The sequence below is a fragment of the Pseudomonas sp. Irchel 3E13 genome, from assembly GCF_900187455.1.
Lineage (GTDB): Bacteria > Pseudomonadota > Gammaproteobacteria > Pseudomonadales > Pseudomonadaceae > Aquipseudomonas.
The window spans coordinates 245,017-269,379 of record NZ_FYDX01000004.1 but is presented as its reverse complement, the minus strand read 5'-3'; the positions used below and the strand labels follow the sequence as shown (position 1 = coordinate 269,379).

Below are 24,363 nucleotides of genomic sequence, written 5' to 3'. Positions count from 1 at the left end.
GGTTATGAGCATGGAAGCATTGGCGATATCCATCGCGTCGCTTTCGTCATGAAACGGGAGCATCTGTCTGTTATCGCTTCGATAGCGCGGTCATTGCGTCTTGTGGGGTCGTGATCGCTTGCTCGGGGTCGTTCCGGCAGCGTCCGGCGCTGCTGGGCCGTCATCTTGTCGCGCCGCCGCGCCGGCTTAGAATCGGCGCCATCAACTCCACACCCTATCGTCGAATTTGAAGAGGATTTCACCATGATGAACGCAATGCAGATGCAGATGCCGATGAGCGCCAACATGCCGATGATGCCAATGATGGGCATGCCGATGATGATGGCGACCATGACCTGCAAGATGGTCGATGACGGCATGATGTGCACCATGAAACCTGCCGCCGGCATGGACATGGCGATGTTCCGCAACAGCGCGGAAATGATGCAGATGATGATGAACTGCGGCATGCCGATGATGATGCAGTGCGGCAACCTGTCGATGATGGGGATGTCTCAGGCCGCGATGGGCATGATGATGCCGATGATGGGCATGATGCCAATGAACGGCATGCCGATGATGAAGTGCATGATGGAATGCACCCTGATGGCCGACTGCATGACCTGCAAGATGATGCCGATGGCCGGCATGAGCATGGAAATGATGAACAACTGCTGCATGCTGATGATGAAGATGATGAACGAATGCAGCATGCCGATGATGATGAGCTGCAACGGCATGCCGATGATGTGCTGCACCTGCTGATGCAGCAGCGCCGCGCGGTTCAGTCGCGGCGTTCGGGGTGGGTCACCACCAGGTAAGCCACGGCCTCACTGTCTACCGGATTGCGGTAGCGGTGGGGCTGGTCGGCGTAGAACACGATCGAATCCCCCGTGGAGAGCAGAAAGCGCTCTTCGTTGACGCTGATCTCCAGCGCGCCCTGGGCCACCACCAGGTTCTCTCGCACCCCGGGTCCATGCCCGTCGGAGTGCTCTTCTCCCAGCGGACTGATCCGCAACTCGTAGAATTCGGTCTGGTGCGCGGCATCGTAGGGAAACAGCGCGCGGCTGACGAACGCGCCGCTGGCGCTGACCAGGCGCTTGCTGTCCCGCGCTGGCAACAGCGTCACCCCCTCGCATTCCCGTTGTTCGAGAAAGGCCGCGACCGAGACTTTCAGCCCGTGGGCGATCTTGCACAGGACACGGATGGACGGCACGCTGCGCCCGGATTCGATCTGCGCCAGCATCGCCCGGCTCACGCCGCTGGCCCTGGCCAGCGCATCCAGCGACAACTGACGCTTGCTGCGCAGCCGTTGCAGGTTGCGCGCGACACGCAAACCGACGCCGTCGTCATCCTGGCCGGGAACTTCCGGCAGGGTCAGGGGTGGCTCGTCCGAGGTCACCAGAAAACGGTTGGGTGTATTCATCGCCTCACGCCTGGCGCGGGGCTTTCGATGCGGATACCGCGACGCTCCCTGGTTGCGCGGCGAAGCCGGCCTGTTGCGCGTACATCGCCCACAGCAGACGACCGGTTTGTTGCGCGTGCTTGCGTTTGCGGTAGAGGGTGAAGTCGACGATGTTGGCGGCGTGGCTCATGGAGAATTCCTTGGTCTGAAGCGTGGGGCCATGAGCGCAGACTACGGATTTCCGGTTAGAACCAGAAATAATGAATTCGTATTTATTAATAGCTTTATGGAATTGATCTTTAGCGCTTCATCGCTGCGGTTTAAAACACCCCGCTGACCGCCACCCCCGGCTGCCCACCCACTTCGGTCTGCACCTGCAACACGCACCCGGAATCCGGCGCACTGCCCAGCGCCTCCAGCTTCAACTCCTGCCGGGCGCTGGTAATGAACAACGTGCGCAGGTCCTCGCCGCCAAAACACAGGTCGGTCGGGCAGGGCACCGGCAGGCCGATCATGCGCTCCAGATTGCCCTCGGCGTCGAAGCGCGCCAGGCTCCAGCCGTCGCGTTGGGTGGTCCAGACGCCGCCTTGCGCATCCAGCGCCAGGCCGCTGAGGCTGCCGCCGCCGCGGGGCAGCGAGGCCAGGCGGCGCACGGCGTTGCTGCCCGGTTGCAGGCGCAGGATGTCGCCGGTCTCGGGAGCGATGGCGAAGACCGCGCTGCCGCTGGCGTCCCAGCGGAAGCTACTGATCTGCTCGCTCAGGTTCCAGCCGTGGCGCAGGTCGCCTTCGGCGCTCATTTCGCCGATCTGACAACCGCCGGCCGTCCGCGCGCAGGCCCAGAGTCCGCCGCCGGGATGGCTGGCCAACGCCAGCAGGCGGCTGCCGAGCAGGTCCTGCATCGGGTGCTCTTGACCCTGCCAGTCGATCAATGACCAGCCACCGGCCTGGGCCACCAGCAAACCGTCGCGATGCAGTTCCATCGCCCGCACCGGCATGTCGAGGCGGGTCAACAGGCGGCTGGCGTGTCCGTCCCAGCAATGGATCGCCGGCGCCAGGGTGTCGGCCCAGTACAGCGTCTTGCTCGGCGCATGCCAGCGCGCAAAGGCGCCATGAAATGCCCACGGCGCCGGCACCACGCCGAGCGCCCCGGACGGGCGTTGCGCCGGTTCCGGGCGCAACTGCTCGCCGACCCGCCGCGCCGCGTCGGCCAGTTCCGGGCCGAGCAGGGTCAGGCGCTCGAGGGTCAAGCGGTACGCCGGCCCGGCGACGCTGAGGGCGCCGCGCACCACGCCTTGCTTGTCGATGATCGGCGCCGCCACGCAGCGCACGCCGAGGCGGATTTCTTCGTCGTCGAGGGCGTAGCCGCGGGTGCGGGTGATCTGCAACTCGGCCAGCAGGCGACGGCGGTCGGTGATGGTCAGCGGCGTCAGCGGTTCCAGCACCAGGCCCTTGAGAATCTCGTCGCGGGCGAGCGGGGCGAGGGCGGACAGGATCGCCTTGCCTTGCCCCGTGCAATACACCGGCTTGCCCTGGCCGAGGCTGGCGGCCGAGCGCAAGGTGTGGGCGCCGTCGCAGCGCTCCAGCGACAACACCTGATTGCCGTCCAGCACCGCCAGGTAGGAGGTCTCGCCGCTGAGGTCGCGCAAGGCCCGCAACTCGGCGCTGGCGGCGGCCACCAGGTCCGGTTCCAGGTAGGCGTTGCGGACCATCTCCAGGTAGTTGAAACCCAGCCGGTAGACCTTGCGCGTCGGGTCGCGGCGGATCATGCCGCGCTCCACCAGAGTCGCGAGAATCCGGTACAGCGTGGTGCGCGGCAGTTGCACCTGCTCGGCCAGCCGCGCCTGGGTGATGCCCGAGGGCATGGCGCCAATGGCCTGGAGCACATCGAGGGCTTTTTCGAGGGCGGCGGTGCCTTCACCTGTTTTCATCGGTTATTCCCATCAGTTGGAACGCGGCTGTCATGGGGCCGATTCTGCCTCTTTCCGGGCAGTTTTTCCCCCATAGAATCGACCTCAGCGGGGCTTGAAGCCGGCCTTTGTTCCACATCGTGGGATTTTCTGCCGGCCGCCCATCGGATGAAATCCTGCCTGGAGAACCTATAAGAATGTCCGTCATCCACACCTATTCCGACGCCCACGAAAGCGCCTCGGGCAAGAAGGTCGAGGTCAGCGATGCGACGCTGGCGAAACTGGCCGCTTGCAGCAGCGGTTCGCTGACCACCCAATTGTTCAAGCGCGGCTTCCGCCAGCCGGCGCTGGTCGGTCTGCGCGCCATGAGCCGCGATACCAAGCCGTTCGCTGGCCGTGCCTTCACCATGCGCTTCATTCCGGCCCGCGAAGACATCGACACCTACCAGACCATGACCACCAAGCCCAATGACGACAACCTGCAATGGGTGGGCGTCGAGCAGGTGCAAGCGGGTGACGTGCTGGTGATCGACAGCCGCAACGACCCCGCCGCAGCCTCCGCCGGCAATATCCTGGTGACCCGCCTGCTGGCCCGTGGCGCCAAGGCCATCGTCACCGACGGCGCATTGCGCGACGGCAGCGAGATCGCCGCGATGAACCTGCCGGCCTATGCCCGCGAGATCACCGCCACCACCCGCATCTCCTACCACCACGTTGCCGACCTGCAAGTGCCGATCGGCTGCGCCGGTGTTGCCGTGTACCCCGGCGACATCATCGTCGGCGACGCCGACGGCCTGACCGTGGTCCCGGCGCACCTGGCCGAGGAACTGGCCGAGGTCTGCACCGTGCAGGACGACATCGAGCACTACCTGGCGATGCGCATCGCCTCCGGCGAACCGCTGTGGGGCGTGTACCCGCCGAGCCCGACGTCGGTTTCCGACTACCACGCCTGGGTGGCCAGCGGCCGCCCGGCGATCCCGTCGATCATCGATAAGAAAGAGGGCTGAGCCGTGGCCGAGCACCAACACGCGCAACTGATCCGTCGCTACTTCGATGCTTGCAACGAGGCCGACTACGACAAGCTGGTGTCCTGCTTCACCCCCGACGCCGTGCATTACTTCCCCGCCGGCCTGCCGGAAGTGCCGTGGCGCGGCGCCGACACCATCGCCCGCAAATGGGTCTGGTGCGTGGAGAACCTCGGTTCGCAGTGGACCATCGAGAAGATCCTGGTCAGCCACGACAGCTTTGAAGCGGTGATCGAGTGGACCCACTGGAAAAGCAAACAAGGCACCGCCCTGCGCGGTGACGAGTGGTACGTGTTCGACGAAGCCACCGGCCTGATCAAGGAAATCCGCGCCTACTACGCCTCGCCGGCGGACAAGGAGGTGGCGATCAACGAGCTGGTGGCCTTCGACTACACCGGCCGCGGCTATCACCTCGAACCGAACGCACGCTGAAGGAGCCTGCCATGACCGATCATCAAGACCCGTCCCTGGCGATCATCGACCAGACCGTCGCCAAGGCGGTTGCCGCCGCCGGTTTCTGGGCCGAATCCAGCGCCGCCGTGCGCGCCGGCCTGCTGCGTGGGCTGGCCGATGCCCTGGAACGCCAGCAGGCTGAACTGGTGGCCATCGCCGACCGCGAAAGCGGCCTGGGCGAAGCGCGCCTGAATGGCGAAGTGGCGCGCACGGCGTTCCAGTTGCGCGGGTTCGCCAGCGAAGTAGAGGCCGGCGTGCCGTACCGCCAGGTGGTCAGCGCCGCGGTTGCCGGCGCGCAGCCGGCCGGGCGTCCGGCACTGGTGCGGGTGCAACGGGCACTGGGCCCGGTCGCCATGTTCTCGGCGAGCAACTTCCCGTTCGCCTTTTCGGTGCTCGGCGGCGATACCGCCTCGGCGCTGGCCGCCGGTTGCCCGGTGGTGGTCAAGGCCCACTCCGGTCACCCGGACCTGTCCCGCGCGGTGTTCGAACTGGCCGCCGCCGTGGTCCGCCAACAGGGCCTGCCGGAAGGCGTGCTGAGCCTGATCGAGAGCACCTCTCGCGCTGGCGGCAATTATCTGGTCCAGCATCCGGGGATCGCCGCGGTGGCGTTCACCGGTTCGTACCAGGGCGGCAAGGCCCTGTGGCAGGCGGCCAATGACCGCCCGCGTCCGGTGCCGTTCTACGGTGAGCTGGGCTCGATCAACCCGCTGGTGGCGTTGCCCGCCGCCCTCGAAAAAGACAGCGAAGGCCTGGCGAAGACCCTGGCGGCGTCGATCACCCTCGGCTGCGGTCAGTTCTGCACCAGCCCGGGCCTGATCGTGCTGCTGGCCTCGGACCTCAGCGAGCGCTTCGTCGCCCAACTGGCGACAGCCATTGCGCCGATTGCCACGCACCGTATGCTCACGCCGGGCATGCAACAGGGCTTCGAAGCCGCCGCGGCCACGGTCGCCAGCCATGCCCGCGCGGTGTTCGAGCCGGCGGCCGGCGGGGCCGGTCCGGCGCCACGCTTGTTCGCCACCGAGGCGGTCGCGTTCATCGCCAACCCGCACCTGCATGAAGAGATGTTCGGCCCGGCCGCGCTGGTGGTCAGTGCCCAGTCGCCCGCGCAGATCATCGACGTGCTGCAGGCGGTGGGCGGCAGCCTGACCACCACTCTGTGGGGCGCGGAGGCGCCGAGCGAGGACAACCGCCAACTGCTGCGCGCCGCCGAAGCGATTTCCGGCCGCGTACTGTTCGGCGGCGTGCCGACCGGCGTTGCGGTGTGCCATGCGCAGCAGCATGGCGGTCCGTGGCCGTCGTCGACTACCCCGCACACCACCTCGGTCGGCTATGCCGCGCTGGAGCGCTTCCTGCGTCCGGTCGCGTTGCAGGACGCGCCGGCCTGGGTGCTGGGCTGACGGAGGGCAGGGCGATGATGCGACATGTCGTGCTGTTCCGCCGCCTGGCTGGCGTCGCGCCGCAGCCGGAGCTGGAAACCCGCCTGGTCGAGCGCATGCGCACGCTGGAAGGGGAGATCGATTTCATCCGTGACTGGAAAGTCGCCGCCAACGAGCTGGAGCGTCCGATCTGCTGGGACTACATCCTCGACGCGGGCTTCGACGACGCGGCCGCGGTGGAGCGTTACCTGCCACATCCCGCGCACCAGGCCCTGGTGGCGGACTTGAAGCAGTACTTCGAGTGGGTGGCGGTGGATTACAGCGTCTAGACCTCAGAGGCGCCTGTTCCGCTGCCTCGGGGCAGGCGCTATAACAACAAGATCCGGTGGCCACTGGCGCCGGACGGAGACGTACATGAACAAGAAAAAGAACTACCGCTGGACGATCCTGACGATGCTGTTCATCGCCATGATCATCAACTATGTCGACCGGGCCGCGCTGTCCATCGCCATGCCGTTCATTACCCAGGAATATCACCTCACGCCTTCCGAGAAAGGCATGATCTTCAGCAGCTTCTTCTTCGGCTATGCGCTGTTCTGCTTCGTCGGCGGCTACCTGGCCGACCGCTTCGGGCCCAAGCGCGTGCTGACCTGGTCGATGAGTTTCTGGTCGGTGCTGTGCGGCTCCACCGCGCTGGCGTTCAACTTCTGGTCGCTGCTGATCGTCCGGGCGCTGTTCGGGATCGGTGAAGGCCCGGTGTCCACCACCGCCAACAAGACCGTCAACAGTTGGTTCCCGATCAAGGAACGCGCCCGCGCCATCGGCATCAACCAGGCGGGCGGCCCGCTGGGCGGCGCCCTGGCCGGGCCGATCGTCGGCTTCCTCGCGCTGTGGCTGGGCTGGCGCGTGGCCTTTGTGGTGATCGCGGTGATCGGCGTGCTCTGGGCGATTGCCTGGTATCGCCTGGCGACCTCGACTCCCAACGAGCATCCGCAGGTATCGCCGCAAGAACTGGCCGAGATCAACGAAGGCCGCGAAGCGCCGGTGATGACCGCCGAGCAGGCGCCGCGCACCCCGGTGTTGCAGATCATCCTGCAGCGTTCGGTGCTGGTCACGGGTATTTCGCTGTTCTGCTACAACTACATCCTGTATTTCTTCATGACCTGGTTCCCCAGCTATCTCATCGACGCCAAGGGCATCGACCTGAAAGCCATGAGCATCGTCACCGCGCTGCCGTGGCTGGTGGGCACCGTCGGTTTCATCTGCGGCGGCCTGCTGATCGACTGGGTGTTCAAGCGCACCGGCAAGCAACTGTTCTCGCGCAAGGTGGTGCTGGTCACCTGCCTGCTGATCGCTGCGGTGTGCATCGGCCTCACCGGCCAGGTGCAGAGCGTGACCGCCACCGTGGCGGTGATGACCGTCGCCATCGGCTTCCTGATGCTCACCGCGCCGGCCTACTGGTCGCTGATCCAGGACGCCGTGCCCGATCACCAGGTGGGCACCGCCGGCGGCTTCATGCACGGCCTGGCCAACCTCTCCGGTATCGTTGCGCCGACCGTCACCGGTTTCATCATCCAGGCCACCGGCACCTACGGCAGCGGCTTTGCCCTGGCCGGCGGGCTGGGCGTCCTCGGTGCGCTGATCGTGGCGTTCTTTGTCGGCCAGAAGCCGGCGAAGCAGGGCGCGGTTATCGCCGCGGCCTGATACTTGACCACCGGCCCTCGGGCCGGAACCCGTAGCGCGGTGCGCCGCGCAAGGCCGACCCCAACCCGGGCCGGCCAAGGTGACAGGGACGGCGGTGGATCACCGCCAGACCCTGTAATTGGCCGGCTTGCGAGCCGGCGGCAACATGATCTTCAGGAATCTGTCATGCCTACGCTACTTGTCACCGGCGCCGCCGGTATCGTCGGGACCGCGCTGCGGCCCTTCCTGCGCCAGCGCTACACGCTGCGCCTGCTGGACCGCAAGCCCGTCGAAGGGCTGGTCAGCGGCGAAAGCGCGCTGGTCGGCGACCTGACCGACCCGGCTTTCGTGCAGCAGGCGGTCGAGGGCGTCGATGGCATCGTCCACCTGGCCTGCGCCCATGGCACCGACATCGCGTTCCAGAGCACCGTCGAGCCCAATTACCACGCCACCCTCTACCTGCTCGAAGCCGCGCAGCGCTTTGCGGTGAAGCGCTTCGTCTTCGCCAGCAGCCACCATGTGCTCGGCCAGTACCGCGGCGACCAGGCCGAATATTTCGATGACATGCCGGTCGCCCCGGACAGCTACTACGCCCTGAGCAAGGTGTTCGGCGAGGCGGCCTGCGCCACGTTCTCCCTGCGCGGCGACCTGGCGACCTTCATCGTGCGCATCGGCAATGCCGATGCCAAGGTTTCCGACGCCCGCCGCCTGCGCATGTGGACCAGCGCCCGCGACCTGGCGCAGTTGCTGCTGATCGGCCTGGAACATCCCGAGGTGCGCAACGAGATCGTCTACGGCGTCTCGGAAAGCCCCAGCCCGCTGTTCCACAACCGCCGCGCCCGCGAACTGGGTTACGCGCCGCAGGACAACGCCGGCGAGCACCTGGCCGACGACTACCAGCCTTACGACGCCATGGCCCCGGCGGGCGCGGGCCGTGACCATGTTGGCGGAGCCTACGCCGGCGCCGCCCTGACCAGTGTGCTGGAGCGCGTATGAAGATCGTCCGCATCGACACCCACGTGGTCGAGATTCCCTTCCACGATGGCGGCAAGGGCCTGGGCATCACCCCGACCACCTGGCACAGCCTGGAAAACGTGCTGATCCGCCTTGAAGACGAGCACGGCAATGTCGGCTGGGGCGAGGCGTTCGGCTACTTTGTCGCCGACGCGACCAAGGCGCTGATCGACCGCCTGATCGCGCCGCTGCTGCTGAACCGCGAGATTACCGATATCCCGGCGTTCAACCGCGAGCTGCAACTGCGCCTGCACCTGTTCGGGCGCTACGGCGTGACGATGTTCGCCATTTCCGGCGTCGACATCGCCTTGTGGGACCTCAGCGCCCGCCGCCAGGGCGTGCCGCTGCACCGCCTGCTGGGCGAGTCGATCCGCGAGCAGGTGCCGGCCTACGCCAGCCTGGTGCGCTACGCCGACAACGAAGTGGCCCCGGCCATCTGCGAGAAAGCCCTGGACATGGGCTTTCGCGAGATCAAGTTGCACGAGGTCACCCTCGACGAAATCGCCGCCTGCCGCCGCGCTATCGGCGACGAGGTACCGATGGCCACCGACGTCAACTGCGGCTGGAGCGTCAGCGACACCCGCGAGTGGCTGCCGGCGTTGCGCGAGATGAAACTGGCCTGGCTGGAAGAGCCGATCTTCCCGCCCGAAGACTTCGCCACCCTGGCCAGCCTGCGCGGGCAGGGCGTGCCGCTGTCGGCGGGGGAGAACTGGTGCACCGCGGTGCAGTTCGAGCAGGCCATCGTCAGCGGCGCGGTGGACTCGGTGCAGCCCAGCGTGACCAAGGTCGGCGGAATTTCCGAAGCGCTGCGCATCGGTGAACTGGCCCGCCAGCATGACGCCGTGGTGCTGCCGCACTGTCCGTATTTCGGTCCCGGCCTGATCGCCACCCTGCACCTGGCGGCGGTGCAGCCGTGGGTGCCGCAGATCGAGTACCTGTTCGTCGAGCCGGCGGACTGGCTGTACCCGGTCGAGGCGCTGCGCAGCGGCCACCAGTTGCAGATCCCGCAGGGCCCCGGCCTGGGCGTGGAGATCGACCTGCAAGTGATCGAGCGCTTCCGCCGCACCTGATCGCGACGCTTCATTCCATCGTCAACCTCCGCCACTGGCTTCAGTGGCGGCAGGGGTTTGTCATGCCCGATTTCGGGCAGTGGAGGTCCCATGCAAGCCGTTGTACTGAGCAATTCGATCTGGAACCTGCGCCTGCTGCCCGCCTGGGGCGGGCGCATCGCCGGGTTGAGTGCCGAGGGGCTGGAGCTGTTGCTGCCGATCGCCAGCGACGCCTTCGATCCGCTGGACTGGCCACGGGCTGGCGCCTATCCGCTGATGCCGTATTCCAACCGCCTGCGCAATGCGCGGCTGGCGTTCAACGGTGTCGAGCACGGGTTGCCGGCGCACCCGGCGGCGCGGCCGCACACCCTGCATGGCGTGAGCCACACGCAAGCGTGGCACGTGCTGAGCGCCGAGGGCGGAGAGGCGCTGATGCGCTGCGACTACCAGGGCGAGCACTGGCCCTGGGCGTTTCGTGCCGAGCAGGCGTTCGCCCTGGACGGCAACCGCCTGACCGTCACGCTGCGCCTGAGCAACGCCGGTGATACGCCGATGCCCGCCGGGCTTGGCCTGCACCCGTACTTCCAGCGCCATGCGGGCATGCGCGCCGTCTGGCGGACGGGCCGCGAATGGCGGATCGACGATGAATACCTGGCGACCGGCGCGTTCGAAGACGCCCTGAAAACCTGGACCATCGCCGCCGCCGACGGCGGCGCACGGGCTCATTACCAGTCGCGCTGGGACGGCCAGCTTGACCTGAACTACCCGCAAGGGCGGCTGAGCATCCAGGCCTCGCCTGAACTCAGCCACTTCGTCGCCTTCGCCCCGGGCGGTGCCGCGTACCTGTGCCTGGAACCGGTGTCGCACCTGGCCGATGCCTTTAACCAGCCGCGAGATAGTTGGGCTGAAACCGGCACCCGCGAACTGGCACCTGGCGCGTCGTTGGAAGCGACCCTGACATTTACCTGGCAAGGCCATTGAGACCTGCCGCGCAACCCTGATTCAACACCACAACCGAGAACAAAAATAATGAAAGACACCTCGAAAGGGGCGGGCTTCGCTCGCACTGCAAAACCCCTGAGCCTGCTGCTCGGTCTCGCGCCACTGGGCGCCCACGCGGCATTCTTCGACGACGCCAAGGCCAACCTGACCTTGCGCAACTTCTACTACAACCACGACCTGCGCGACTCCACCGCGCCGGCCCAGTCCAAGATTGAAGAATGGGCGCAGGGCTTTATCCTCAAGGGCGAATCGGGCTACACCGAAGGCACCATTGGCGTCGGTGTTGACGTCTACGCCGGCCTGGGCCTGAAGCTGGATTCTTCGCCATCGCGCAGCGGTTCCGCGCTGCTGCCCGGCGCCTATGACCGCGCCGGTGGCCCGCGCAACGCCGATCCGCGCTCGGTGGATCAGTTTTCCGAAGCCACCGCCGCCATCAAGTTCAAGTACTCGAGGAGCGAACTGAAAGTGGGCGGCCTGTTCCCGAAAATCCCGCTGGTCAGCTCCGGCGACGCGCGGCTGCTGCCACAGTTCTTTGAAGGCGCCATGCTCGATGTTCGCGAGATCGATAACCTCGACCTCAGCGCCGGGCAGATGCGCCAGGTCAACCAGCGGGAATTCGCAGGCGCCCGGGATATCCAGGTGGGCAACTACTACAGTGTGTTCAGCGACCGCTTCGACTACCTCGGCGGCACTTGGCGCATCACCCCGCAGTGGTCGGCGGGCCTGTGGGGCGGGCGCCTGGAAGACGTCTACCAGCAGAACCTGGCCACCGTCACCCACAGCCGCAAGCTCGGTGACTGGACCCTCGGCGGCACCCTCAACTACCTCGACACCGGCGAGTCCGGCGCGGAAAAGGCCGGCAAGCTGGACAGCCGCATGACCTCGGGCATGCTCAGCGCCAACCTCGGCCCGCAGACCTTCCGCCTTGGCTACCAGTACAACGCCGGCGACAGCGCTTTGCCCTTCATTCACGACACCGACCTGCCGGCCGTGGCCAACGCCGTCCAGGTGCTGCGCTTCGACCGCGCCCAGGAACGTTCCTGGCAGGCCCGCTACGACCTCGACTTCGCGTCCCTCGGCGTGCCCGGCCTGAGCGCCTTCGCCCGCTACGTCAAGGGCGACAACTTCAAGGTCGCCGGCGAGGACGGCAGCGAGTGGGAGCGCAACATCGACATCACCTACGTGGTGCAGAACGGCCCGCTGAAAAACCTCGCCCTGCGCTGGCGCAACGTCCAGTTGCAAGGCGACGCCACCGGCCGGCGCGATGAAAACCGGGTGATCCTGGCCTACACCTTGCCGCTGTTCTAGCGGCAAGCTCCACGTTGCAAGCGGCAAGTTGCAAGTAAAGAGCGGCAGCGACACCGGCTGCTTTTACTGGCGGCCTAGCGCTTGCGGCGTGCAACTGCTTTCCCGGAGTAACCCATGAACACGCTTGATCCTGATATCCGCGCCTACGTCGAAGCCGCGCAGCGCTTCGCTCCGGTCAGCAACGACATCGACGCGCGCCGCGCAGCCTTCCTGCGCGCCTGCCGGGCCTGCACACCGGAAAAACCGGCGGGGCTGCGGGTGGCCGATCACTCGCTCGATGGCCTGCGCCTGCGGGTCTACAAACCGGAGGGCGCGGTACCCGAAGGCGGCTGGCCGACGCTGCTGTACCTGCATGGCGGTGGCTGGGACCTGGGCAGTCTCGACAGCCACGACTGGTTCGCCTACGCCCTGGCAACGCGAGTGAAGATCGCCATCGTCGCCGTGGATTACCGACTGGCGCCGGAGCACTGCTACCCGGCGCCACTGGACGATTGCCTGGCGGCGTGGCTCGGGCTGCGTCGCGGAATGATCGATGCCGAACTGAGTCGTGAACGCCTGATCGTCGGTGGCGACAGCGCGGGCGGCAGCCTCACGGCGGGGCTGTGCCTGGCCCTGCGTCGCGATGCCCAGCCCCAGCCGCTGGGTCAATTGCTGGCCTACCCGGTGCTGACAGCGCGGGACCACCTGCCGTCGATGCACCAACACGCCCGGGCGCCGATGCTCAACGTCGCGGGCCTGAACCAATCGCTGGCGGGCTACCTGCCGCATGCCCACCAGCGCCTCGATCCTTGCGCCATGCCGCTGGAAGCCAGCGACTTCAGCGGACTGGCCCCGGCCTTCATCGGCGTGGCCGGCATCGATCCGCTACGGGATCACGGGGTCGCCTATGGCGAGGCGTTGCGCGAGGCGGGCGGGCAGGCCGAAGTGCGCGTGGTGGAAGGGTTGGTGCACTCCGGGTTGCGGGCGTTCGGCGTGGCGCGGGTGGAGCAGCTTTGGGACGAGATTGCCGATTGGCTGCGCGCACGCCTCCTCCTGTAGGAGCGAGCTTGCTCGCGATAACTGCATCGTGAGCATCACCCACTACGCTTCGTGGGCCCGCTTCAAGGCCCTGAACAAGGCGGCGATGTCTTCGATTTCTCTGGTGAGTTCAACCCTGCTTCCCGAGCTGCTCATCAACTGGCGCTGATAGACGCTGAGGAATGTATTCAGCGCCAACCGGGTAACGTCGATCGTCGACTTGACCGCGGAGACGACCACGATTTTCTCCGCGGCCCTGTGCAGCGCGCGCGACGACACATCGCTGTACCACATCTTGATGTCCAGCCTCACCAGCGACTGCCCATCCGCCAGCACCACGTAAAGGGCTTTGCCCTCGGCGTGGGTGTTGGGATCCTGCAGGGACGCCTTCAGAACCCCGGAAAGCAGGATGCTGATGCTCTCGATGACCGCGGCCCGCCCACCCGGCACGAAATTGGCCAGGGCGTTTTTGAACGTGCCGATGATATGGCCAGGGTCGGTGTAGGCGGTCAGTGCGTGAACTTCCGAGTGCGCGTCGAGGATGTTCGACACGGGAATGGTCTGCTTGTCGTCGCCGCCCGCCAGCAGGGCGTTCAGGTGTTGGTTCAGTTCAAGTTCCATCAGCGCGGCACGCGTCGCGCCTAGCTCAAACAGTGTGGCCGCCTGCTCCCGTGCCTCTGCAAACGCATCGCCGTTAAACGCGCGAAGTACTTCATTAAGCTGACCCATTTGAACGTCCTTGCTGAGTGGAGGGGGACTTTATCGCAGTGAAGCCCAGCACGCAGATTAACGGCGTGCCGTGCGTGGACTCAAGAGGATGATGGCAACTTGCATCCCAGGCAACACAACCCTGCTGGCACACTGCCTCTGACGCAGCAGTCAACTTCACCACCCCGGCCAAAACCCCCGGCCTGCCTGGCGCGTAGCGTTTGGCACGGGGCTTGCCATACGGGCAGCAACTTGAAAAAAGAGATCTGCCCACATGAATGTTCCGTTCCGTCGCCAAAGCCTGGCGTTGTTGATCGCTGCCGCGGTGTTGCCTGTCCAGGGTCTGCTGGCCGCTGAAAACGAAGACGCTCCGGCGAAGAATCAGGATGCGTTGCCCACGGTCACGGTGACCGCGCAGAAGCGCGAGGAATCGCTGCAGGATGTGGCCTCCGCCGTGTCCGCGGTCTCCGGCGACAGCATCCGCAATACCGGTGGCGGTTTCACCGCCGGCAAGGCGCTGCAGGATGTGCCCAACGCCATCGCCCCGGAGTTCGCCGGCAACCAGCGGCCGCGCTGGTATATCCGCGGCATGGGCTCGGGCGACATGGCGTCGACCACGGTCTACCCGGTGGGGATCTATGTCGATGACACCTACATCAGCCCGCATATCGCCACTGGTGGTCCGCTCTATGACCTGGAGCGGGTGGAGATTCTGCGCGGTCCGCAAGGCACGCTGTGGGGCAAGAACACCACCGGCGGGGCGATCAACTTCGTTTCGCGCAAGCCGGCCTTCGAAGAGGGCAATGGCTACTTCAAGGTGGACGCCGGCAACTACGATTCGCGGCTCTACGAGGGCGCCTATGGCGGGACCCTGGTGGAGGATCGGCTGGCGGCGCGGGTGGCCTTCGTCGATCAGAGCAAGGACGGCCAACTGAAGAACCTGGTGGACGACCACACCTACGGCGACGTTCACGACCAGGCGGTGCGCGCGCAAATCCTCGCCCGCCTGAGCGACACCTTGCAGGCCACTCTGCAAATACGCGCCCGCGACTACAAAGGCCAGGGCATTCCGACCCGGGCCTGGGGCGCGGGCCCAGGTGGCACCACGCTGTTCGGCCCGGCGCCATCGTTGAAGGACGATGAAGCGGCGTACACTGGCAAGGCCGAGGACCGCGTCGAGCACAACGGTGTGCAACTGAACCTGCAATGGGAACTGGGCGAGCTGACGCTGGACTCGATCACCGCTCTGGACGATGTCCACGAAAAGGCCCAGGGACCGAACATGGGCATCTACGAATTCGGCCGCTCCTATGCCGACGACCACTGGCGTCAGGTGTCGCAGGAATTGCGCCTGTCCTCGCCGAAGAACCAGCCGGTGAGCTGGATCGTCGGCACCCACCTGTTCCACGAAAGCCTGGACAGCGCCAGCAGCAGCGCCATCCTGCCGACCGCCTACAACGCGCCGTTCGGGGTGGCCAGCTATGGACGTACCGACCTCGACCAGACCACCACCAGCTACGCGCTGTTCGGCAGCAGCACCTGGCAGGCCACCGACGATCTGAGCCTGACCCTGGGCCTGCGCTGGACCCGCGAAACCAAGGACATTGACCTGCACCGCGTCGCCGCGCCGGGCGCCAACGTCGTCGCCTTCGGCAGCAGCGAGCACTGGTGGAAGAACTACACCGGCGACTTGGCCACCGTGGCCGTGCAGGACGAGAACCGCACCTGGAGCAAGCTGACCTACGATTTCACCCCCGAGTACCAGTTGAACGACAACGCCCGCGTCTACTTCCGCTACGCCAAGGGCTTCCGTTCCGGTGGCTTCAACGGCGGCGCGACGGTGCAGGCGGAAACCTCGGTGGTGGCGCCGGAGAACGTCGATGCCTACGAACTGGGGATCAAGAGCGAGTGGTTCGACGAGCGCCTGATCGCCAACGCCAACGTCTTCTACTACGACTACGCCGATATCCAGGTGAACAACGTCATGGTGAGCAACGGCGAAGTGGTGTCGCTGCTGACCAACAGCGGCAGCGGGGTGATTCGCGGTGCCGAATTCGAGCTGCAGGCCTTGCCGATCCAGAACCTGCAAGTGCGCGGCTCCCTCGGCCTGCTGCACACCGAGCTGAAGGACTTCGCCTCCGAAGGCGGCCCGGACTACTCCGGCAACCGCATCGCCCGTTCGCCGTCGCGCACGCTGTCGGTGGGCGCGAGCTACCGCATTCCGCTGTCAGGTGGCGACGCGCTGACCCTCGACAATAGCTGGCGCTACCAGAGCCGGATCTTCTTCCTGCCGACCGCGCAGGAAGACCACAGCGTTTCGCAGGGCGGTTACACCCTGGGCAATGCCAGCCTGACCTACCACTTCGGCGGGCGTAATGACCTGGACGTCAGCGGCTACGTCAACAACCTCACCGACAAGCGCTACAAGACCGACAGCGTGCCGCTGCCGTTCGATATCGCCTGGGATGCTCGGGGCGATCGGCGGACGTATGGGGTGTCGGTGACGACGCACTTCTGATTGGGGAAGGGCCACGCGCTTTGCGGCGCGTGGCTTGCCAGCGATGGGGCCTGAAACTCAAACCCCGCCTTTCAACCACAACTGATCAAACCGCCACGTCGGAAACAGTGTCTTCTCCGCCGCCGCACCACCGACGCGTTGCGAGAAGCCATCCAGCAGGTTGGCGTAGCCCCACACCAGCAGGCCGCCATGGTCGTACTGGATGCGTTGCGCTTCATGCACCAGCGGTTTGCGTTTTTCCAGGTCGGGTTCGGCCAGCGCTTTGAGGAACAGTTCGGAGAAGCGCGGGTCGTCGAAGTGGGTTTTGTTCGCCACCGACACCGGCGCGTCCGCATGCAGGGCGCAGGTCAGGAATGGCGCGCCGATGCTGCCGCCGGTGCTGAAGGTCCACTCGGTGTGCTGCGGGCCGTTGAATGTGGCGCTGTCGACCTGGCGCACGGTGATCTCGACCCCGGCGCGGCGCGCCTGCTCGGCGTAGACCAGCGCGGAGGCGAGGGCGACGTTGTTCTGCTCGGCCACCAGTTCCAGTTTGAGCTGTTCCTGACCCGCTTCGCGCAGCAGGGTCCGGGCCTGTTCCAGGTCCTGTTTGCGCGGCGGGATGCTGTGGTCGAAGGTCGGATCGTTCGGTGCGTAAAGGTCGTTGGCCACCCGGCCCTGGCCATTGAGCACGCGCTTCACCAACTCGTCGCGGTCGGCCAGCAGGCGGAAGGCCTGGCGCACTCGCGGGTCGTTGAACGGCGCTTTCTGCGTGTTCATGTCCAGGCTCAGCCAGTTGCCGGTGACCGAACTGATCAATTGCAGGCGCGGGTCGCTTTCGATCACTTTCAGGTGCTCGTTGGCCAGGGCATTGGCCATGTCGATCTGCCCGGCCTGCAAGGCCGCCAGGCGCGTGGTCTGGTCTTTGAACTCGATGATTTCCAGCTCGTCGGCATACGGCCGGCCGGGCTTGTAGTAGTTCTCGAAACGGGTGAACAGCGAGCGCTGGCCGGGGTTGAAGCTCTTCAGCTTGTACGGGCCGGCACCGACCGGGTTGCTGATGGGGTGGTAATCCACCGGCACGATGCCGCCGAAGTTGACCCAGGTTTCCGGCAGCGGCACGAAGCCGGCGCCGTCCTTGAAGCGTACGCGGATCGTGCGGTTGTCGAGTTTCTCCAGGTGGTCGCGGTCGATCCAGTGCAGCAGCGCGGCGTAGGGCGAGGCGAGTTGCGGGTCGGTGAGGCGGCGGATCGAGAAGATCAGGTCGTCGGCATCGATGGTCTTGCCGTGGTGGAACTCAAGGTCCTTGTGCAGGCGCAGGGTCCAGACCTTGCCGTCCGGGCTGACCTCGGCTTCCTCGGCCAGGGCCAGGCGCGGCAGCATGTTCTCGTCCCATTCCCAGAGTTTGCTGTACAGCGCGAAGCCGCGAACGATGCCGCTGCCCGTCGGCTTGTGGGCGTCGAGGTTGCCGCTTTTGCTACCGTCGAGAATGCCCAGGCGCAGGCGGCCGCCCTGGCGCGGGCCGCTGCTGCTGAGGCCGTCGGCGGCGGACTGGCTGTCGTCGCCGCAACCGGCGAGCAGGCTGCCACCGAGGGCCAGGCCGCCGAGCGCGAGGCTGTTGCCGATAAACCGACGGCGGGAGAAGGGGGCGTTGTCGTAACTCATGAGGGGGCCTTTTGACTGTCCAATCGACGGGTCAGAGCAGGTTTCGCGCCATGTGGCGCAAAGGCCGGCGTGGCGCGGTGTTCAGGCCGGAGGCGGCTGGCGATTGCTGCCACGCAAGCAGTGCGGTGTTGCTGTTGGAGCAACACATCAACAGTTCAGCGGGGTGGGCGCTTTGTCTCTGAATCAATGGACAACCCCGACCCGCGCTCCTTATCCTCCCCGCCATCACATGAAAAACAATTACAAATCCCATGGATATCGAATTCCCCGCCAGCGCCTTTTGGCGACGGCTTGCTCGCCCGCGGCGCAGCCTGGTGGCGCGCTATACCTTGTTGTCCATCGTGGTGATGAGCGTCGCGCTGATCGCCCTGGCCGTGCTCTATGAGCAACTCGCCAAGGACCTGCTCAACCGCCTGACCGGCGAACGCCTCGATGCCCAGGCGCTGTCCACGGCGAACCGGCTGTCGTCGTTTCTCGACGACCGTTTCTACCAGCTCTCGGCCCTGTCCAATCACCCCAACATGCCGGATTTCATCGCCGACCAGGCGCACCCGGCCGGCGATGTCGATGCCTTGCTCAAGCTCGAGGGCGAGCTGCCGTTTCTCTACGGCGTGCTGTTTTTCGACGAGAACGAGCGCCTGCTCAAGGTCATGCCCGGGCAGGCCGCCTCGGGCGCGCCGTACTGGGGCCGCGAGGGCTGGTCGCTCGACGGCCTGCCACGGCAAATGGTCGGCGACATCGAGGTGATCGGCCCGGTAACGCCCCAGGCCGGGCGCTCGGGCTGGCTGCTGATCCGCAAGACCATCCGCAATGGCCGTACCGATCACCGCGTGCGCATCGGCCTGCACCTGCGCCTGGCCTCGGTCACCGAATTGTTGGTCAGTTCCGGCCTGGGCGGGGTGGTAACGCCGCTGCTGCGGGTGCCCGGCGGCGCCTTTATCGATGCCACCGGGCGTCAGGTCGAGGCCCCCGCCGACTGGCGCGAAGGCCCGGTGATCCTGCCCGGCTGGCAGGTGGTTTTCAGTGTGCAGCCCGGCGCCGTGCTCAAGCCGCTGGACGATGCCCGCTGGTGGCTGTACCTGGCGGCGGTCGGGTTTATCAGCTTTATCTTGGTCGTGTTCTTCACCCTGTCGCGGCAGTTGCGCGCGCGGGTCGGCACGCTGGTGGACGGGGCGCACCAACTGTCGTCGGGTGACCTCGGCTATCGCCTGCCGGAACAGGCCCACAACGACGAAATCGGCCGGGTGACCCGCGCCTTCAATGTCATGGCCGGGCGCCTGGCCGATGTCATGGAGCGCACCGTGCGCTCGGAAAACCTCGCGGTGCTCGGCACCTTCGCCACCGGCGTGGCCCATGAGGTGCGCAACCCGCTGGCGACCATGAAGACCACCGTGCAGGCGTTGCTGCGCCGCGAACAGGAAACCGAGCGGCGCCTGTTGCTCAGCGACCTGTGCCAGGAAATCGATCGGCTGTCCCACGTCACCAGCGACCTGCTCGAATACGGCCGGCCACACCCGGCCAACCCACAGGTGGTGGACCTGGCCGCGCTGTTCGAGCGCACGGCGCGGTTGATCGCGCCCGCGGCCGACACCAAGGGCATCGCCTTTTCGGCCACCTGCAAAACCGGTCTGCGGCTGTGGGTCGATCCGGACCAGGCCCAGCAGATTTTGCTCAATCTCTGCCTCAACGCCGTGGAAGCCAGCGCGCCGGGGCAGGGCGTGGCCATCGACGGCCAGGCCTGGGGCGAGCGGGTCTGCGTGACCGTGGTGGATCAAGGCTGCGGCATTCCCGAGGCCGCGCTGCAACAGGTGCGCCAACCATTTTTCACCCTGAAAGCCCGCGGCACCGGGCTGGGTCTGAGCATCTGCCAACAACTGCTGGAAGCCAACGCATCGCGAATGGAGCTCGCGAGCAACCCGGGCGAGGGCACTGTGGTGACCCTGGATTTCCCCACGCCCGCAGTGACTTATCTGAAGTGAGCGACCGATGTCTGAAATACATGTACTGATCGTCGATGACGAAGAGGCGCTGGTGCGCTCCCTGAGCTACGCCCTGCGCGGCGAAGGCATGCTGCCCCGCGCGGTCTACAGCGGCGAGGCGGCGCTGGAGTTGCTGGCCGACAGCACGGTGGGCGTCGATATCGTCCTGCTCGACCTGGGCCTGCCGGGGATGGATGGCATCGCCACCCTCGAAGGCCTGCGCAAATGCCGGCCGGACCTGCCGGTGATCATGATTTCCGCCCACGGCGACACCCGCGCCGCGGTGCAGGCGGTGAAGGGCGGTGCCACGGACTACCTGACCAAGCCGTTCGAGCTGGACGATCTGCTGGCGACCATCCACAACACCCTTGCGGTGCCGCCCAGTGACGAGGTGGCGGTCGCGGAGCAGGGCGCCTTGCTCGGGCAGAGCCCGGCGATGCGCGGCCTGCAAGCGGCGGTGCAACGGATCGCCAATAGCTCGGCCACGCGTATCCTGCTGCTGGGCGAGTCCGGCACCGGCAAAACCCTGGTGGCCCAGGCGCTGCACGCCAACAGCGCGCGGTCCGCGCACCCGTTCATCGAGGTCAACTGCGCGGCGCTGCCGGAGCAACTGATCGAAGCCGAACTGTTCGGCTCGGAGAAGGGCTCGTACACCGGCGCCCATCAGAAGCGCGTCGGTCTGGTCACCCAGGCCCACAACGGCACGCTGTTTCTTGACGAGATCGGCGAGTTGCCGCTGGCCCTGCAGGCCAAGCTGCTGCACTTTCTGGAGAACGGCAGCTACCGCGCTGTCGGTGCCAGCCAGGCCAGCAGCGCCGATGTGCGCGTGGTGGCGGCGACCAACCGCGACCTCGCCGACGATGTGCGCCAAGGCCGTTTCCGCGAAGACCTGTTCTACCGCCTCAACGTCATCACCATCGACATCCCGGCGCTGCGCGAGCGCGGCGACGACATCCTGCTGCTGGCCCGGCACTTCGCCGCGCGCCAGGCCCAGGAGGAAAAGGCCGCGCCCATCGAACTCCAGGCCGATGCCGCCGCCGCGCTGGTACGCCATCGCTGGCCGGGCAATGTGCGTGAACTGAAGAACCTGATCGAGCGCCTGACCATTCTGCTGCCGGGCCAGGCGATCAGCGCCGCCCAGCTTCCCGCGCACCTGCATTCGAGCGAGCCAGCGCCCACCTCGCTGTCGGCGCTGGACGATCAGCTCGAGCGCGCCGAGCGTGAACTGGTCAACGATGCCCTCAGCCGCAGCGCCGGCCACAAGGGCCTGGCCGCCGACCTGCTGGGGATTTCCCGGCATGCGCTCAAGCGCCGTTTGCAGCGCCTGGGCCTGTAGTGCCCGATGAGCGCTAACCGCTCAAGCGCTCGCGCGCACTGAGCGCAAGCCGCTCAACCTCTCCCGCCCAGCGCCGTGGCAGACCCTGCCGCGGCGTATCGAATACGTCACACAACACCGCGAAAAGCCTTGTTCCAGAGCGCTTTCGCGGTTTCTCATGCACGTTCGCGCGAAGGCTGGCACAGCCTTTGCGATAACCCATTCCGTAAACCGACAAGAGGGCGTCGACGAACGCCCCAAAAGGGATTCTATGCAACTGCCGTTTTCCCACCTGCCCACCGTTGTCGCCCTGAGCGGCCTGCTGCTTGCCCATGCCGGCAATGCCCAGGCGGGTCGCGTCGAGCTGGGCGCGGCCGCCGCGCAAGCCGACCTGACCCTCGGCTGCCTGTACCCGATGACCGAGCGGGCGGCGATCTACGGCCAGGACAGCATCGCCGGCATCCAGGTCGCCTTGGGTGAGTTGCAGGCCCAGCGCGAAGCCGGGCAGCAGGTGCCACGGATGCGGGTGATCATCGACGACGACCAGTCCAAAGCCTCCTACGGCACCAGCCTGGCCCGCGCGTTCATCCGCAAGGACGGTGTGCAGGTGCTGTGCGGCATGGTCTCGTCCGGGGTGGCGATCGCGGTGAGCCAACTGGCCCGTGACGAGAAGGTGCTGATGATCGGCACCGACCACGCCTCGTCGCGCATGACCCTGGAAAACGGCCACCGCTACTACTTCCGCGTCACCAACGACACCTGGACCTCCATGGCCGCCGGCGCCCATTACCTCAAGGCGCTGCAGGCGAAAACCGGCTGGAAGCGCCTGGCGTTCATCGGCCCCGACTACGAATACGGCCATGTCTCGCGGGACGACCTGCACGAAGCGCTGCGCCAGCTCGGCGTGCGGTTCGAGGACGTCACCGAACTCTGGCCGCGCCTCTACGAGCCGGACTACTCGGCCTATATCGCCGCGCTGGAGCAGGCCAAACCCGACATCATCGTCTCGGCCCTGTGGGGCGGCGATTTCCACGCCTTCGTCAAGCAGGCCGCCGGCACGCGGCTGTTCGAGCGCTCACGGCTGGCCAACTTCGATACCGGCGGCAACTACGACTTTCTCGTCGCCCTCGGCGACAAGGCGCCGCCGGGGCTGATCCTTTCCGCGCGGCACCACAACAACTGGCCGCAGACGCCGCGCAACCGTTCGTTCGTCGAGCGCTTCCACACCCTGACCGGGCGCTACCCGACCTACGCCGCCGAAGGCGCCTACACCGGCGTGATGGTGTTGGCCGAAGCCAGCAAAAAGGCCGGCGGCGCCACCGACACCGAATCGCTGGTCAATGCCCTCGAAGGGCTGGAAATCGCCTTGCCGGAGGACCCACCGGGCTTTGTTTCGCGCATCGACCCGCTGACCCACCAGATCCAGCAGACCCAGGCCATCGGCACGCCGGTGCGCAACGACGATTACCCGCCGGCGCAACTGATGCTCGGCGAATGGTCGGTGTATTCCGCCCAGGACCTGCTGCCCGATCCGGCCGTGCGCGCGCGCCGGCAAGCCCTGCAAACCCGTAATCCCGAGGGGCATGCCCCCTAGACCTGTAAACCCGTAATGGAAATGACCATGAACAACTATAAGAAAAGCGTCCCGCAACACCGTAAAGCACTGCCCCTGGCTTTGGCGATCGCCGCAGCGGGGATGGCCACTGCCTTCACTGGCGCAACTGTTGCCGCCGAGAACGGTAAGTTCCGTATCGGCGTTGTGACTTTCCTTTCCGGCCCGGCGGCCGGCCCGTTCGGCGAGCCGTCGGCCAACGCCGCCAAAGTGCTGGTGGAAGGCCTCAACCAGGGCAAGCTGCCCGCGCCCTACGACAAGCTGGGCATCAATGGCGCCGAGATCGAAATCGTGATGATCGATGAGGCCGGTGGTGCCGCCAAACAGGTCGAAGAATTCCGCAACCTGGTGCAGCGGCAGAAGGTCGATGCGGTGGTCGGCTACATCTCGTCCGGCGACTGCCTGGCGATTGCGCCGGTGGCCGAAGAGCTGGGCGCGATGACCGTGTTCTACGATTGCGGCACCTCGCAACTGTTCAGCGAAGACAAGACCCCGCAATTCGTCTTCCGCACCAGCCTTGACGCCGCCGTGGACAACATCGGCGCCGCCCGTTACCTGGCCAAGACCCGTCCGGACGCCGTGCGCGTCGGCGGCATCCAGCAGAACTACGCCTGGGGCCAGGACAGCTGGAACGACTTCACCTTGTCCATGGCCCAGGTCATGCCGAAGAGCCAGGTGGTCGAATCGCAGATGCCCAAGGTGTTCCAGGGCCAGTACGGCGCGGAAATCTCGGCGCTGTCGGTCAAGCGCCCGGAAATCATCCACTCCAGCTTCTGGGGCGGCGACATGGAGGCCCTGGTGCTCCAGGCCAACTCCCGCGGCCTGCTGGAAGACGCCACCGCGGTGCTGACCTGCGGCGAGTCGGCCCTGGCCCGCTACAAGGACCAGGCCCCCAACGGCATGATCATCGGCGGCCGTGGCCCGTTCGGCGCCTTCGCCCCGGAAAACCCGCTGAACAATTGGTTCACCGAGGCCTATCAGTCGGCCTACAAAGCAGCGCCGACCTATCCGGCAAGCAAGATGGCCCAGGCCATCCTCGGCCTGAAATTCGCCGCCGAAAACGCTAAGGCCGAGGCCGGCAAGGTGCCGGCGCCACTGGAAATCGCCAAGGCGTTCAAGGGCGCCACGTTTGAATCGGTCTCCGGCACCGTGCAGATGGCTCGCGCCGGTGGTCACCAAGCCATGCAGGGCATCGCCTACGGTGAGTACCACTACGATGCGGCCGCCAAGAAAGGCAGCGTGCAAAACGTCATCGCCTTCTCCGGCGAGTGCGTGACCCCGCCTGACGGCACCACCGCCCATGACTGGATCAAGGCCGGTTTCCCTGGCGCGCAGTGCAACTGATCGCATTGCCCACACCTGACTGATCGTG

General features: G+C 66.2%; 21 protein-coding genes. 16 read left to right on the top strand and 5 right to left on the bottom strand.

The genetic code is table 11. The annotated features are described in order from the left end of the window. The first annotated feature begins 243 nt into the window (after nucleotides 1-243). Nucleotides 244-744 carry a hypothetical protein gene (locus CKW37_RS08125; RefSeq protein ID WP_095155173.1) on the top strand — a complete coding sequence of 167 codons (501 nt, stop codon included), beginning with the start codon at nucleotides 244-246 and terminating at the stop codon, nucleotides 742-744. A gap of 19 nt (nucleotides 745-763) precedes the next feature. Here the strand turns inward: CKW37_RS08125 and CKW37_RS08120 are convergent, their stop codons facing one another. The 3 genes from CKW37_RS08120 to CKW37_RS08115 all read right to left on the bottom strand — a co-directional run bounded on the left by CKW37_RS08120 (nucleotide 764) and on the right by CKW37_RS08115 (nucleotide 3,312). Continuing rightward, complete coding sequence (locus tag CKW37_RS08120) at nucleotides 764-1,405, bottom strand: helix-turn-helix domain-containing protein (protein ID WP_095155172.1); 642 nt, start codon at nucleotides 1,403-1,405, stop codon at nucleotides 764-766. A 4-nt stretch (nucleotides 1,406-1,409) separates the two neighbouring features. Next, nucleotides 1,410-1,574 carry a hypothetical protein gene (locus CKW37_RS32950; protein ID WP_175650037.1) on the bottom strand — a complete coding sequence of 55 codons (165 nt, stop codon included), beginning with the start codon at nucleotides 1,572-1,574 and terminating at the stop codon, nucleotides 1,410-1,412. Nucleotides 1,575-1,704: 130 nt separating this feature from the next. After that, nucleotides 1,705-3,312, bottom strand: coding sequence for an IclR family transcriptional regulator C-terminal domain-containing protein (locus tag CKW37_RS08115; RefSeq protein WP_095155171.1), 1,608 nt, complete (start codon nucleotides 3,310-3,312; stop codon nucleotides 1,705-1,707). A gap of 176 nt (nucleotides 3,313-3,488) precedes the next feature. Between CKW37_RS08115 and CKW37_RS08110 the strand changes: the two genes are divergently transcribed. The 10 genes from CKW37_RS08110 to CKW37_RS08065 all read left to right on the top strand — a co-directional run bounded on the left by CKW37_RS08110 (nucleotide 3,489) and on the right by CKW37_RS08065 (nucleotide 13,239). Next, nucleotides 3,489-4,298: a ribonuclease activity regulator RraA gene (locus CKW37_RS08110; RefSeq protein ID WP_095155170.1), complete on the top strand. Its 810-nt coding sequence runs from the start codon at nucleotides 3,489-3,491 to the stop codon at nucleotides 4,296-4,298. Between the two features lie 3 nt (nucleotides 4,299-4,301). Continuing rightward, entirely contained in the window at nucleotides 4,302-4,748 is a 447-nt protein-coding gene (locus CKW37_RS08105) for a nuclear transport factor 2 family protein (protein ID WP_095155169.1), read from the top strand. Nucleotides 4,749-4,759: 11 nt separating this feature from the next. Beyond that, on the top strand, nucleotides 4,760-6,166 hold the full coding sequence (locus tag CKW37_RS08100) for an aldehyde dehydrogenase (NADP(+)) (RefSeq protein ID WP_095155168.1): 1,407 nt from the start codon (nucleotides 4,760-4,762) through the stop codon (nucleotides 6,164-6,166). A gap of 14 nt (nucleotides 6,167-6,180) precedes the next feature. Further along, nucleotides 6,181-6,474: a Dabb family protein gene (locus tag CKW37_RS08095; protein ID WP_095155167.1), complete on the top strand. Its 294-nt coding sequence runs from the start codon at nucleotides 6,181-6,183 to the stop codon at nucleotides 6,472-6,474. A gap of 85 nt (nucleotides 6,475-6,559) precedes the next feature. Next, complete coding sequence (locus tag CKW37_RS08090) at nucleotides 6,560-7,849, top strand: MFS transporter (RefSeq protein ID WP_095155166.1); 1,290 nt, start codon at nucleotides 6,560-6,562, stop codon at nucleotides 7,847-7,849. A gap of 165 nt (nucleotides 7,850-8,014) precedes the next feature. Then, nucleotides 8,015-8,824 (top strand): NAD(P)-dependent oxidoreductase, encoded by an 810-nt coding sequence (locus tag CKW37_RS08085; RefSeq protein WP_095155165.1) that lies wholly within the window; start codon nucleotides 8,015-8,017, stop codon nucleotides 8,822-8,824. After that, a complete protein-coding gene (locus CKW37_RS08080; RefSeq protein WP_095155164.1) occupies nucleotides 8,821-9,912 on the top strand; it encodes a mandelate racemase/muconate lactonizing enzyme family protein in 1,092 nt (363 codons plus the stop codon). The genes CKW37_RS08085 and CKW37_RS08080 overlap by 4 nt, the downstream gene beginning before the upstream one ends. Nucleotides 9,913-10,002: 90 nt before the next feature. Then, nucleotides 10,003-10,872, top strand: coding sequence for a hypothetical protein (locus CKW37_RS08075; protein ID WP_095155163.1), 870 nt, complete (start codon nucleotides 10,003-10,005; stop codon nucleotides 10,870-10,872). Nucleotides 10,873-10,920: 48 nt separating this feature from the next. Further along, nucleotides 10,921-12,201 carry an OprD family porin gene (locus CKW37_RS08070; protein WP_095155162.1) on the top strand — a complete coding sequence of 427 codons (1,281 nt, stop codon included), beginning with the start codon at nucleotides 10,921-10,923 and terminating at the stop codon, nucleotides 12,199-12,201. 114 nt (nucleotides 12,202-12,315) lie between these two features. Next, nucleotides 12,316-13,239: an alpha/beta hydrolase gene (locus CKW37_RS08065; RefSeq protein WP_095155161.1), complete on the top strand. Its 924-nt coding sequence runs from the start codon at nucleotides 12,316-12,318 to the stop codon at nucleotides 13,237-13,239. Between the two features lie 42 nt (nucleotides 13,240-13,281). Here CKW37_RS08065 and CKW37_RS08060 read toward each other — a convergent pair whose 3' ends face one another. Further along, complete coding sequence (locus CKW37_RS08060; protein ID WP_095155160.1) at nucleotides 13,282-13,947, bottom strand: hypothetical protein; 666 nt, start codon at nucleotides 13,945-13,947, stop codon at nucleotides 13,282-13,284. 253 nt (nucleotides 13,948-14,200) lie between these two features. Here CKW37_RS08060 and CKW37_RS08055 point away from each other — a divergent pair, with 253 nt between their 5' ends. Next, nucleotides 14,201-16,444 (top strand): TonB-dependent receptor, encoded by a 2,244-nt coding sequence (locus tag CKW37_RS08055; RefSeq protein WP_095155159.1) that lies wholly within the window; start codon nucleotides 14,201-14,203, stop codon nucleotides 16,442-16,444. Nucleotides 16,445-16,501: 57 nt separating this feature from the next. Here CKW37_RS08055 and CKW37_RS08050 read toward each other — a convergent pair whose 3' ends face one another. After that, the gene (locus CKW37_RS08050; protein ID WP_095155158.1) at nucleotides 16,502-18,085 is read right to left on the bottom strand and encodes an ABC transporter substrate-binding protein; all 1,584 of its coding nucleotides are present in this window, start codon (nucleotides 18,083-18,085) and stop codon (nucleotides 16,502-16,504) included. Nucleotides 18,086-18,336: 251 nt separating this feature from the next. Here CKW37_RS08050 and CKW37_RS08045 point away from each other — a divergent pair, with 251 nt between their 5' ends. The 4 genes from CKW37_RS08045 to CKW37_RS08030 all read left to right on the top strand — a co-directional run bounded on the left by CKW37_RS08045 (nucleotide 18,337) and on the right by CKW37_RS08030 (nucleotide 24,335). Beyond that, complete coding sequence (locus tag CKW37_RS08045) at nucleotides 18,337-20,064, top strand: PAS domain-containing sensor histidine kinase (RefSeq protein ID WP_095155157.1); 1,728 nt, start codon at nucleotides 18,337-18,339, stop codon at nucleotides 20,062-20,064. 7 nt (nucleotides 20,065-20,071) lie between these two features. Then, the gene (locus CKW37_RS08040) at nucleotides 20,072-21,400 is read left to right on the top strand and encodes a sigma-54 dependent transcriptional regulator (RefSeq protein WP_095155156.1); all 1,329 of its coding nucleotides are present in this window, start codon (nucleotides 20,072-20,074) and stop codon (nucleotides 21,398-21,400) included. 250 nt (nucleotides 21,401-21,650) lie between these two features. Next, the gene (locus CKW37_RS08035) at nucleotides 21,651-22,973 is read left to right on the top strand and encodes an ABC transporter substrate-binding protein (RefSeq protein WP_095155155.1); all 1,323 of its coding nucleotides are present in this window, start codon (nucleotides 21,651-21,653) and stop codon (nucleotides 22,971-22,973) included. 27 nt (nucleotides 22,974-23,000) lie between these two features. After that, complete coding sequence (locus CKW37_RS08030) at nucleotides 23,001-24,335, top strand: ABC transporter substrate-binding protein (RefSeq protein WP_095155154.1); 1,335 nt, start codon at nucleotides 23,001-23,003, stop codon at nucleotides 24,333-24,335. Nucleotides 24,336-24,363 lie beyond the last annotated feature (28 nt).